This window comes from Kitasatospora sp. NPDC051914 (genome assembly GCF_040680995.1).
Lineage (GTDB): Bacteria > Actinomycetota > Actinomycetes > Streptomycetales > Streptomycetaceae > Kitasatospora.
In genome coordinates this window covers 1-10,406 of sequence record NZ_JBFAXX010000119.1, presented here as the reverse complement: position 1 = coordinate 10,406, position 10,406 = coordinate 1, and the positions used below count along the sequence as shown (strand labels likewise).

The window sequence follows — 10,406 nt, the reverse complement described above, 5'->3', positions numbered from 1 at the left end:
CCACCGCGCGGCCGGAACCTGAAAACCGTCCGGCAGTTCGCGATTCAGACATTCGTACCGGTTGCCCGGTGTTGTCAACTTGTCCGTGGCAGCGGAATGAGGGCCAGCATCGACGACTGCGCCGCGCTCCGATGCCGCCTGGGACGTGCGCCGGGCCCTCCTGCACAGAGCCGCGCCACTCGGAGAGAACCGCTCCCGACTCTCCCCGGATAGTAGCGAGTTGGAGCATCCAGGGATTTCGCGTGAGCGCACCAGACCCGAACGAGTGGCGTTACCACGCGTGCACACCAGGTGGAGCCCACTTGCACCGCACCCGCCCGGTCTGCCCCGGACGGCCGCACTCACGCCATCGGCCAACGCCTCGTCAGCCCCATGGTCCAGCCCTGGTGGCGGGCCCCGGGCGGCGCCCATAGCGTCGGTTCGACCGGCCGCCACACCGGTCGTCATCCATTACGCCCCGTAATCACCACGCCGGCGTCCCCGCGAGCACGGCAAGAAAGGCAGGTCACCACTCATGCCCACGCGACGGGTCCATCACCTCGCGGCGGCTGCTGCCGCCGCCACGACCACCCTCACCACCGTCCTGGCCACCGTGGGCGCGGTGCCGTCGGCTCATGCCGCCGGCGGCCTGCACGTGGTCCAGCCGGGCCAATCGATCCAGCAAGCCGTCGACGCGGCCGGCCCCGGCGACACCGTCCAGCTGCTCCCCGGCACATACCGCGGCAGCGTCCGGATCACCACCGCCGGCCTCACGCTTCGCGGCGCCGGTCCGAACAGCGTCATCACCCCGGGCGACGCCGCAGACGGCACCGCCGGCGACACCGTCTGCGCCGCCGCCGGGCACGGCATCTGCGTCGTCGGCACCGACCAGAACCCGCTCGGCGGCATCACCATCGAGGCTCTTGCCGTCACCGGATTCCAGAAGAACGGCATCAACGCCACCGCGACCGACGGCATGACCGTGCGCGCCACCCACATTCGCGACAACGGCCAGCAGGGCATCAGCCAGGAGAAGTCGACCCACGCCGTGATCGTCGGCAACGAGTCGACCGGCAACGGCCAGTCCGGCATCTTCCTCGCCAACATCGTGGACCCCGAGGGCGACAGCAGCGGCGGCGCGATCGACACCGTCGGCACCGTGGTCAGCGGCAACCGGCTCACCGACAACCGGATCGGCGTCACCGTCCGCCGCCTGCGCAACCTCGGCGTCGAGCAGAACGACATCCACGGCAACTGCGGCGGCGTCTTCATCGTCGGTGACGAGACCGTGCCCCGGGCAGGCGCGCTGAGCGTCACCCGCAACCGGGTCGTCGCCAACAACAAGTACTGCCCGCCCAGCGGGCGGCTCGCTCACATCCAGGGGACCGGCATCCTCCTCACCGGCGCCGAGGACGTCTCGGTGACGGACAATCAGGTCCGTGACAACGTCGGTGCCTCGCCGATGTCCGGTGGCATCGTGTTCTTCCACAGTCTGGTCGGCGTGGCCAACACCGGAAACACCGTCGCGACCAACAACGCGGTCGGCAACTCCCCGGCCGACCTGGTCGACCGCGAGGGCGACAGCACCAACTCCTTCGCCCGCAACCACTGCTCGGTCTCCGAACCCGTCGGCCGCTGCTGACCCCACAAGCCTCCCGCTCTTCCTATCCGGTGCCCTGACAGTCCGGGCCGGCAGTCGGGCCCCGGGCTGCGCACCGGCGGTCCCCGCTGAGCGCTCCGCCGAGCTGAAGGCCATCACCGACCGGCTGCGCGGCCTTCCACCGGCTCTTCGGCCGGTCGGCAGACACCTGCACGTCATCGGCGCGGCCTCCGAAGCGGAGCACCCCCGCAGCGTCCGAGAGCTCCGGACTTCGCTTTGAGCGCCGAGGGTCGCGACCTGCCGGCACGGATGGGGCGCCGGTGGCGGGTTTTGGGGCAGCGGCGTCCGACTCCACTGCCCGCCGCACCCTGTCCGCTCTGGACAGCGGGCGCAGCCCCCGAACGCTCGATCGAGCCATCGACCCGCGGCGATGGTCCCGACCGGGCGCGGCGGGGGACCGGCCCGGTCAGTCTGCGGTGATGCGGAGGTTGGCGAGGACGGTGGTGTCGTCGGCGGCGAGGGCGAGGATGCGGCCGCTGCGGTGCCAGTAGGTGGCGGCGGTGGCGTGGCGGCGGACGCCGACCGGGGTGGGGCGGCCGTCGGGGCCGGGTGGTGCGGCGGGGACGTGGAGGGTCAGGAGCGGGCTGTCGGTGGGACGGCGGGCGGCGTGGACGGTGAGGCCGGCGGTGCCGGGGCCGGGTGCGGGGACGGTGAGCGCCCAGTCGTCGCCGTCGGTGTGCGGGGGCGCGACGGGGAGGCCGTCGACGGTGAGCGGGCCCGGGGTGGGGACGCCGAACCAGCGCAGGGTGGTCCGGCCCGCCTCGCGGTCGGCGGTGGTGAGCAGCCGGCCGCCGTCGGCGAGCGCGGCGAGGCCCACGAAGGCGTCGGCCGACCGGAGTTCGTCGTCGGTGAGGGCGACCCGGGCGGTCAGCCGCCAGCCGGGCAGCTCCCAGGTCCAGCACTCGGTGAAGCCGGTGCCGAAGTGGGGCCGGGTCAGGACGATGGCCGAGCAGCGGTCCGCGGTGCGGGACGGCGGGCCGGCCGGGCGCTGGTCGCCCTGGGCGCTGCCGCCGCCGAGTTCGCGCCAGACGACGGTGGGCCGGTCCGCCGCGGTGTCGAGCACGACGAGGCCCTGTGCGTCGACGCCGATCAGCTGTCGGCCGTCGTAGGTGCCGAGCGTGGCGGTGGAGCGCAGGGTGGTCCAGGGCCGCAGCGTCCGGGTGGCGAGGTCGAGCCGGGAGATCTCGGTGACCGGGCCGTGGTCGGCGACCACCAGGGCGTTGCCGCCGTGGTCGGCGAGGACCAGACGGTCGGCGGGGGTGTCCCAGCGCGCCTTGGTCCGCCCGTCGGGCGTGAGCAGCCGCACGCCCGCCTGGCCGCAGGCGACCAGCAGGGCACCGGAGTCCAGGTAGGCCGCGTCGAGCACCGGGAGGGTGCCGGGGCGGTCGGCGGCGGTGACCTCCAGCGGCCGTCCGCCGGTCCGGCCGGGCTGGACGGGACGGGGCAGGTCGGCGGCGGCGAGCGGGTCGGCGCGGGCGAGCAGGCGGTCGAAGCGGGCGCGGTCGGTGCCCTGGCCGGCGGGTGCGCCGAAGCCGCCGTCGCGCACGGCGGCACGGGCGGCGGCGGTGGTCAGTTCGCGGTCCACCACCGGGTCGGCGGCCGGGAGTTCGGACAGGGCGGTGAGCAGGGCGGCCCGTCCGCCGGCACCGGCCCGCTCCTTGCCGTCGATCACGGCGCGGGCGAGCTGCACGGTCGCGCCGGTCGCGCCGAGGGCGAGCAGGTGGGCGAGTGCCCGGCCCTGGGCGGGGCCGCCGAGGGCCACCGCGTCGCGCAGGTCGGCGACCACGGAGGTGCGCAGCTCCTCCTCGGGCCAGACCGCCTCGACGGCCCCGATCCGGTCGCCGGCGCTGCGGCAGTGCTCCGCCCAGGCGAGCCGCAGTTCGCGGGCCGCCGCCGGGTCGGTGGCGGTGAGCCGTTCGACGGCGAGCGCGAAGGCGCCGCGCCGGTGGGCGGTCCGGACGGCGCGGTCGCGCTCGCCGGCCCGCCACCAGAGCCGGACCACCAGGTCGGGGTCGAGTTCGCGGCCCTCGGCCAGTTCGGCGGCCTGGGCGGTGCGGCCGTACCGGTCGAGCAGGGCGACCGCCTCGCCGGCGTGGTGCAGCAGGTCGGCGAGGACGAACGCGGCCTCGTCGATGCGGCCTTCGCGTTCCAGGGCTTCGGCGGCCGCGCGGTAGAGGCCGGTGAGGTACTGCTGCACGTCGAGGCCGGAGAGCGCGGACGTGCCGCCCGCGACGGCGACGCCCGGGGTGGCGCGCAGTGCGCCGGTGTAGCGCGACGGCAGGCCGAGGCTCAGCCAGCCCTGCCGGTCGCCGTCACCGGGGGCGCCGAGCTGGATGGCGTCCCGCAGTGCGTCCTCCCAGCGCTTCTCCCGGAACGCCCGGTCGAGGCGTTGCAGGTAGCGGGCGTGGCGGCCGCGTACCAGGCCGGCGGCGGGGCTGCGCAGGGTGAGTCGGGCGAGCAGGCCGCGCAGCATGGGGCGGCGGGGCCGGCCGCCCGCAGTGCCGCCGGCGGCCGCCCCCGGGGTGCCGGTGCCTGCGGCGCCGCCGGCCGCGACCCCGGCCTGCTGCCGCCGGGCGCGGATCGCCAGGGCGAGGAGCACCAGGAGGACGAGACCGAACAGCGTGTACGGGGATCCGGCGTCGCCCGAGGCGAGCCCGTTCACCATCCGAACCAGGATCACCACGAGGCCGATCAGTATCAGGGCGGCGCCGGCGAGGTTCATGAGGAATCGCAGGGCGGTCCGGGCGCCGCGCAGCGCGGACCGCAGGAGCTGGCCCAGGCCGCTCGGCGACAGCAGCCCGGCCAGGGCGGCGCCGCGGCGCGGGGTCTTCGGCGACGGCCCGCGGCGGGCGAAGCGCGGCCCGTCGGCTGTCCGGCGCAGGCGCAGCCGGGGCAGGGTGATCACCGGCAGGCGGTCGAGCAGCCGGGGCCGCCCGGACTCGCCGAGCAGCCGGCCGGCGGACGCCGAGCGGGCGCCGAGTCCGGCGGCGGCGCGCAGGTCGGGGGCGGCCGGGGGCGGCACGGCGTCGACGACGGGCGCGGGGTCGGGCGGGGTGCCGACGGGGCCGAGGCGGTGGACGGTGAGGCCGCCGGGGTCGAGCCAGTCCGCCGGGTCGACGGCGGGCAGTTCGGCGGTCGGGTGCGCGCCGACGCGGCCGCCGGTGGTGAGCAGCAGGTGCCCGGCGGGGGCTTCGGTGCCGTCGGTGCCGACGGCGACCAGCGCGCCGGCGGTGCGGCGCACGGGCAGGCCGGGGGCCAGGTCGGCGCGGACGGTGACGGGTGCGGCCAGGGTGAGCAGCCAGCGCCCGTCGGGCAGCCGGTGCAGTTCGGCGCCGTCCTGCCAGTGGGCGAGGGCCCGGGCGGCGGCCTCGGCCGGCCCGGTGACGGGGGTGTCGAGGACGAAGCCGGCGGCCTCGACGGCACCGCGGAAGTCCCCGGGCGCGGGCGGGCGGGCGGTGCCGGGCGCGTCGGTGGTGCTCACCTGTTATCTCCCAGGATGTCCCGGCCTTCAGGCCGGGGAGATGGGGGTGCCCCCGCCCGGAGAGTGGGGGAGGGTTCTTGGATCGGGACCGCGGAGCGGCGGAGTGATCTTCGGAGGTTCTGGCGTGATCTGTTGTCAGTGCCTGCCGGTAGCTTCGTCGCGTGCACCTTCGGTACTCCTATCGGATCTACCCGACGGCGGGTCAGCGCGCTGCGCTGGCCCGGACGTTCGGGTGTGCGCGGGTGGTGTACAACGACGCCTTGGCGGCGCGTAAGGAAGCCCGGAAGGCGGGCCTGCCGTACCCGAAGGCCACGGACCTGCAGAAGTCCGTGATCACGGCAGCGAAGAAGACCCCGGAGCGGGCCTGGCTCGCCTCGGTCGGGGTCGACCCGCTGATCCAGTCCCTGCGGGACCTGGATACCGCCTACCGGAACTTCTTCGACTCGGTGTCCGGCAAACGCGCCGGTCGCCCGGTCGGCCTGCCCCGGTTCAAGTCCCGCAAGGACAATCGGCAGAGCCTGCGGTTCACCCGCAACGGGTTCCGCATCCGCAGCAACGGCAGGCTGAACCTGGCGAAGATCGGCGACGTGCGGGTGAAGTGGTCCCGTGCGCTGCCCGCCGACCCGTCGTCCGTGACGGTCGTGCTGGACCAGGCAGGCCGGTACCACGCGAGCTTCGTGGTGGACGTCGAGCCGGAGGTCCTGCCCGCTCTGGACACCGAGATCGGCATCGACCTGGGGCTGACCACCTACGCCGTCCTCTCGGACGGCAGCATGATCGACAATCCCCGCTTCCTGCGCAGGGCCGAGAAGAGGCTCAAGGCCGCACAGCGCAACCTTGCCCGCAAGGCCAAAGGGTCGAAGAACCGGGCGAAGGCCCGCATCAAGGTCGCCAAGGCCCACGCCAAGGTGGCCGACACCCGCATGGACTGGCTGCACAAGCAGACCACCAGGCTGATCGGCGAAAACCAAGCCGTCTACCTGGAGGACCTGAACGTGCGTGGCCTCGGCCGTGGCCATCTGGCCAAGTCCGTCCACGACGCCAGCTGGTCCACCTTCCGGCGTCTCCTTGAGGAGAAGGCGGCCCGCCGCGGCCGGTACGTCGGTGTCGTGCACCGCGCGTTCCCGTCCTCCCGGCTCTGCTCGGCGTGCGGGCACCGTGACGGTCCCAAGCCCCTCGCGGTGCGCGAGTGGGCGTGTGGTGCGTGTGGTGTGCTGCATGACCGTGACCTCAATGCCGCTCGGAACATCCTGGCCGCCGGGCGGGCGGACAGGCTAAACGCCCCTGGAGGGCCGGTCAGTCCCGGTGTGGCGATCCCACGCCGGGCACGGCCCGTCGAACGGGGAACCCACCTCGGCGACCTGCGATGCACGGCTGTCCGTGCGGCAGGCGCGGGAGGAATCCCCGTCCGTTAGGGCGGGGAGGATGTCAATGGTCGCTCCCGATGACGTGGTGGATCCGCCCGGTGTCCGCCTCGCCGACCAGGATCCGGTCGGGGCCCTTGGGCACGGCGATCAGGGGCAGGGTGGGGTGGAGGGCGGGACGGCCGCTGCCGCCGGACAGCCGGGCGAGGGTACGCCGACCGTTCGCACGGGCGTGGCGCAGCACGGCGTCCTTGCGGCTGGCGGTGATCAGGGCGGCGCCCTCGGCGCCGTGGACCAGCCCGATCACGTCCGCCTGCTCCCGGAAGGTGACGAGCTGGTGGACGCCGTCGCGGTCGACGAGGTCCCAGGTGCGGCGGTCCTTGCTCCAGGCGACGGCGCCGGCGCCGTGCAGCAGGTGGCGTGCCTGCGCGGCGCCGGCCGGCAGGTCGCCCTCGTACAGGCGGGCGTCACGGGCCCGGTCGTAGGGCAGGTCCGCCGCCTGCCTGCCGACCGGCCCGTCGTCCTGGGCCTCGCCGTCCGGGCCGATCCGCCACCAGCGGCCGGCGACCGGCAGCCGCAGGAACCGGCCGTCGACCAGCAGCGGCAGTACCGGCTCGGCCAGCAGCGCGTCCAGGCCGGCGCGGTCGAGCCCGAGGGCGGCGCTGTCGCGGACCACGTACTCGCCGCGCTCGCAGAACCGGCGCCCGCTCACGTACGGGACGAGCTGGCGACCCCAGGCGCAGAGCACGATCAGCCGCCGTCCGTTGCGGCCGGCGGCCACGGCGGGGCCGGGCAGGTCGTGACGGCGGGCGCGGACCGCGGTGGCCTGCCGGTCGGAGCCGGGCAGGTGCACGGCGAGCAGGACGTCCGCGTCGCGGCCGCGGGCCAGCAGGGTGCGGGAGTCGGTGGTGAAGACCGGCATGGCGCCGCCCCTGACGCCGGTCGGCAGCACCGCCTGCACCGGGGCGGCGCGGCGGAACCCGGCGCCGCGCAGCGCCCGGACGGCGATGTCGGGGGCGGGCAGCGGCAGCAGCGCGGTGGTGGGGGCGGCCGTGCCGGTGGTGATGCGGACCTCGACGCCGGTGGCGCCGTTCGCGTCCCACTGCACCGGCCGGGCGGTCAGGGCCCGGGTGCCGGCCGGGAGGAGGGCGGCGAGGCGTTCGGAGGTGAGCACCCAGGCGCGGTCGCCGTCCTCCAGGAGCTCGCAGGCGTGCCGGACGTCCTCGGGGGTCGGGTCGCTCCGGCGGCGGGCCTCCAGCCAGGCCGGGAGCAGGTCCTCCGGGTCGCCGCCGAGCCAGGTGCCGGAGAGGTCGCCGAGGATGCCGACCCGCAGATCGGTGCCGCGGGCGGCGGCCCTGCGGTGCAGGACGAGCAGGGCGGCGAGCTGGACGAGGCGGGCGGCGCCGGCCTGATCCGGGCCGGTGTCGGCCAGCACGACGGTCCGGCCGGTCGGCGTGGGGAAGGTGAACCCGGGTGCGAGGTAGAGGAGTTCGCCGTCGACGAGGCGGCGGAGGAACTCGTCGGGGAACTCGTCGGCGAGCAGCCACTCGGAGGGGAGCAGCTGGTCCGGGCGGCCGGTGCGGGCGAGGCCGCCGTGGCCGTCCGGGGCGCCCTGGGCCCGGGCGGCCGGCTCGTGCTCGGCGACCAGGGCGTCCAGGCGGCGCAGCAACGGGCCCAGGGCGGTGGCGAGTTCGGGGGTGAGGGCGACGAGGGAGGCCGACCAGGGGGCGAGGGCGGAGGGCAGGGCGCTGGTCATGCGGGACGGCTCCCGGTGGGCTGCTCGGCGGATCCGGGGGCGGGGGCGCGTCCAGGGGCGGGGGCGGCGTCGGGCCCCGGCTCGGTGTCGGGCTCCGGCTCGGCGTCGGGCTCGGCCGGGAGGAAGCGGTCCAGCGCCGAGGGGTCGGTGGTGGGCGGCGGCGGGTCGGCGACCAGCGCGTGCCCGGGCAGCAGGACGCACACCTGGTCGCGCCGGGCGCCGAGGGCGGCCGGCCACAGGGCGGGCGCGGGCAGCGGGCGCGCCGTGGTGGGGACGAGCAGTTCGCCGTCGCGCCCGAGGTAGCGGGCACCGTCGGCCCAGGGCAGGTCGTCGGCGGCGCCGAGAACGAGCAGGGCGCCCGCGTCCGCGAGCGTGCCGAGCCGCACGCCGGCGAGCAGCCGGGCGCGGGTCGCCGCGGCCAGGGCCGGTACGGCGTCGCCGAGGGCGAGCACCGCGGCGGGCGGCAGGGGCGGTTCGCGCCGCTCCCAGCGCAGCGCGAAAACCGGCTCGGCGGCCGAGCCGCGAGCGGTGACGGGCCCGGGAGCCGCGGCCGAGCCGGACGTGACCGGCGGCCCGGGCATGACCGCCCTGCCGGGGCCGGACGGCCGGGCGGGAACGGACGGCTGGGCGGTGGTCACGTCGGGGAGACCGCCACGACCAGGTCCGCGCGGACGCCCGCGAGCACGGCGGGCAGGTCGTCCGGATCGAAGCCCGCGTCGATCTCGCGCAGCACGCCCTCCAGCCGCAGCCGCGAGTCCGGGCCGCCCGGGAGCGCGCCGTGCTCGGCGAGCAGCGCGGCGGCGGAGCGCGCGAGCCGCTCGGCCCGGGCGTGGGCGCTGCGCGACATCTCCTCGGCGGCGTGCACCAGGTTGTGGTTGGCGGACTTCTCGATCAGGTCGGCGAGGGTGTCGCGGGCGAGCGCCTGGGCGTCGGCGGTGGGGGCGATGAGCGGCAGCACCCACAGGTCGCGGGTGGTGGCGCGGTCCCGTCCGTCGAGGACGGCGGCGGCAGCCACCAGCCGCTGGGAGCGCACGGCCCGGCGGTCGCTGACGGGGACTCCGGCGGCGCGCAGCCGCCGCAGGGCGGTGGCGACCGCAGGGGTGACCTCGGTGAGGTCGCAGGCCCGGGCCGCGGCGGCGAGCCGGTCGAGGGCACCGAGCAGGTCGGCGGGCCGGCCGGGTGCGCCGTGCGGCGCCGCACCGCCGGCCGGCGGCAGCGAGACCGGGGCCGGGGCCGGGCGGTGTCCTGCTTCGAGGAGCTCCTCCAGCCGGGCGTCGGCGACCGGTTCGACGAACAGCCGGGCGAGGAAGCGGTCGGCGAAGGCGGCGAGCTCGGGGTCCTCGGGCAAGTGGTTGGCAGCGCCGACGCAGACCCTCAGCGGGCTGGCCAGCACCGTGCCGCCGCGGCGGAAGACCCGCTCGTTGAGCAGCCCGAGGAGGGTGTTGAGGACGGCGGTGGAACCGAGGAACACCTCGTCCAGGAAGGCGATGTCGGCCTCGGGCAGCATGCCCCCGGTCTCGAACTCGACGCGGCCCTCGCGCAGCCGTCGCAGGTCGACCGGCCCGAACAGCTCGTTGGGCTCGGTGAACCGACCGAGCAGGTACTCGAAGTAGCGCCCGCCGAGTTGCCCGGCGACCCGCCGCACGGCCTCGGACTTCGCCGTGCCCGGCGCACCGACGACCAGCAGGTGCTCACCGGCGACCGCACACAGCGCCACGACCTCGGCGACGACCTCGCGGTCGACCATGCCCCGGCCCGCGGCGGCGACGGCGGCCGCCACGAGGTCCGTGTCGGCCGTGCCCGCACCGCCGTGCGCAGGCGCACCGCCCTGGCCGGGCACCGGGGACGGCGCGGTCGACGTGCCCGCCGGGATCGACGGGGACACGGCGGGCTGCGGGGTCGCGGGGGTCGGCGAGGCCGCGGCGGCGGGTATGTCGGTCACGATCACGGGAGTCTACGGTCCGCCGTCACCGCCCCACCAACGGGTTTCCGCCCAGCTCCGACGGGCCGCCGGGGAACCGGCGACGCCGGTTCCCACTCGCTCCGGCCGCCCACAACATGCCCGGCACCCTAGGGCCTGTTGCGAAAGCGGATCAAGGTCGTAGATGATCACGGTCCGTGGGACGTGGTGATCTGACGAACGGCCAGTGGGAGCGACTGGAACCG

General features: G+C 76.1%; 6 protein-coding genes. 2 read left to right on the top strand and 4 right to left on the bottom strand.

Annotation, left to right across the window (positions count from 1 at the left end; translation table 11 throughout):
* Positions 1 to 514 precede the first annotated feature (514 nt).
* Positions 515 to 1,621, top strand: a complete 1,107-nt coding sequence (locus AB0M03_RS38435) for a right-handed parallel beta-helix repeat-containing protein (protein ID WP_363501063.1) — start codon at positions 515 to 517, stop codon at positions 1,619 to 1,621.
* 424 nt (positions 1,622 to 2,045) lie between these two features.
* On the opposite strand, the gene AB0M03_RS38430 is transcribed toward AB0M03_RS38435, so the two are convergent.
* Entirely contained in the window at positions 2,046 to 5,120 is a 3,075-nt protein-coding gene (locus tag AB0M03_RS38430) for a bpX6 domain-containing protein (RefSeq protein ID WP_363501061.1), read from the bottom strand.
* Positions 5,121 to 5,281: 161 nt separating this feature from the next.
* On the opposite strand from AB0M03_RS38430, the gene AB0M03_RS38425 reads away from it, so the two are divergent.
* Positions 5,282 to 6,535 (top strand): RNA-guided endonuclease TnpB family protein, encoded by a 1,254-nt coding sequence (locus tag AB0M03_RS38425; protein ID WP_363501058.1) that lies wholly within the window; start codon positions 5,282 to 5,284, stop codon positions 6,533 to 6,535.
* A gap of 13 nt (positions 6,536 to 6,548) precedes the next feature.
* Here AB0M03_RS38425 and AB0M03_RS38420 read toward each other — a convergent pair whose 3' ends face one another.
* Genes AB0M03_RS38420 through AB0M03_RS38410 form a run of 3 tightly spaced genes read right to left on the bottom strand, consistent with a single transcriptional unit; the run spans position 6,549 to position 10,182 of the window.
* Positions 6,549 to 8,240: a hypothetical protein gene (locus AB0M03_RS38420; RefSeq protein WP_363501055.1), complete on the bottom strand. Its 1,692-nt coding sequence runs from the start codon at positions 8,238 to 8,240 to the stop codon at positions 6,549 to 6,551.
* A complete protein-coding gene (locus AB0M03_RS38415; RefSeq protein ID WP_363501052.1) occupies positions 8,237 to 8,878 on the bottom strand; it encodes a hypothetical protein in 642 nt (213 codons plus the stop codon). The genes AB0M03_RS38420 and AB0M03_RS38415 overlap by 4 nt, the downstream gene beginning before the upstream one ends.
* Positions 8,875 to 10,182, bottom strand: a complete 1,308-nt coding sequence (locus AB0M03_RS38410) for an AAA family ATPase (RefSeq protein ID WP_363501049.1) — start codon at positions 10,180 to 10,182, stop codon at positions 8,875 to 8,877. Before AB0M03_RS38410 ends, AB0M03_RS38415 begins: the two co-directional genes overlap by 4 nt.
* Positions 10,183 to 10,406: the final 224 nt, after the last annotated feature.